Source organism: Streptomyces sp. NPDC027962 (genome assembly GCF_055566095.1).
The window spans coordinates 1-1,316 of sequence record NZ_JBVHTA010000118.1; the positions used below are offsets into that span (position 1 = coordinate 1).

Genomic DNA, 1,316 nt, shown 5'->3' on the forward strand with positions numbered 1-1,316 from the left:
CGACGAAACGACAGAGCAACACTCCCGCGGAATCACCGCCCCTATGCCCGACCAGCGAAAACACCGTCCTCAAGACCGGAAAGACAACAGCCACTGAGAGCCGCGCAGCACCGTTCGCAGCCTGCACCAGCATTGACACTTGGTCAGAGCCGTCGGTTCCGTAGCGGTGGCGGGGGTAGAGTGCCGCACCGCTGGCAGACAGGAACAGACTTGCGGCCCCGCGCCAGCGATGGTTGCCGGGCAGCAACAGCGTGGCCGCTGCCGCCGCCTGAGCCACATGCAGGGCTGTCGTGGTCCGTTCACCGCTGACGGCCCGCATCAGCCGCTGGGTGAGCGGGAAGGAGCCGAAGTAGCTGTCCTTGAGGATCGTGAAGTCGTTCAGCCCACCCCTGCGGGTCTGCTTGCGCTGGGTCAGGTACTCCAGCGAGGAACCCAGTGCGGTGGCCGCGCTCAGACGCTCAGATATGCCGATTGCCCGTTCCCGGGAGATCGGGAGGGGGCGAAAGACCGCAGAGGCGATCTTCTTTGAAAGCTTCACAGATTTCACTCCACAATGTGCCGGTATTTGCCCATTGTGCACCGGCTAGAATGGCCCATGATCCGTCGGGCCAGAACGCGACTCTGGCCCGACGGATCGTCATACGGAATTACGCGCGTAGAGCGCGGGGCTTACGCGCTGCATAGCGCTTCTACTTGCCAGCTCCGGCGTCGTAGGCCGCGACGGTGGCGGCGCTGAATGCAATGCCGGCCGAGAACGCCTTGGCGGTGAAAGGCACCGCGAAAGCGGGGGTACCAAGCACCGGGTAGGCGGCGGCGGTGAGGCCACCGGTCTCAGTTTCCGTGATGTCGTTCGCCGGCAGCTGGCCGGTCGCGTGCAGACGCGTGATGACGTCCGTCATGGCAAAATCCCCTTCTGGAAAATCAATGCTGGTGATGCGGCGGCAGGATTCGCCCGAGGTCAGCCGTTGGCCTTGCCGGCCGTGTACGCGCCGACAACGGAACCTGCACCGGCGGTGAAGGCACCGACGGCCTTCCAGCCCGCGATGACCGTGATGGTCGCGGGGGTGGCCAGAATGGGGCCGTGCGAGGCGGGCGCGTGGGTGCTGTCGATACCCCCGAGGTCCTGCTTCGCATTGAAGTAAGCAGCGATGTCGCTCATGATTTCTCCCTGGCGTGAAACATTTCCGGCGGAGAATTCATGAAACGCATACCAGAGGGCTTAGAGCTTGTCTCACATGGTGAGGTTGGCCAGCTTCTTGTAGCAGGTCAGTACCGCTGCGAGGCCGAGGAAAGCCAGGAAGTGTGTGCCCTTCCGC

At 63.7% G+C, this 1,316-nt stretch carries 2 protein-coding genes and 1 pseudogene; all 3 read right to left on the bottom strand.

What is annotated here, in order from left to right; translation table 11 throughout:
- Window positions 1–538 (bottom strand): annotated as a pseudogene (locus ACZ4SA_RS36945) (hypothetical protein); the annotation flags it as partial.
- 151 nt (window positions 539–689) lie between these two features.
- Window positions 690–899, bottom strand: coding sequence for a hypothetical protein (locus ACZ4SA_RS36950; protein WP_468283256.1), 210 nt, complete (start codon window positions 897–899; stop codon window positions 690–692).
- Window positions 900–958: 59 nt separating this feature from the next.
- Window positions 959–1,159, bottom strand: coding sequence for a hypothetical protein (locus tag ACZ4SA_RS36955; protein WP_468283259.1), 201 nt, complete (start codon window positions 1,157–1,159; stop codon window positions 959–961).
- Between the last annotated feature and the right edge of the window lie 157 nt (window positions 1,160–1,316).

Coding starts and splice junctions, on each gene's coding strand:
- ACZ4SA_RS36955 (WP_468283259.1), bottom strand. CDS start 1,159: ATGAGCGACATCGCTGCTTACTTCAATGCGAAGCAGGACCTCGGGGGT.
- ACZ4SA_RS36950 (WP_468283256.1), bottom strand. CDS start 899: ATGACGGACGTCATCACGCGTCTGCACGCGACCGGCCAGCTGCCGGCG.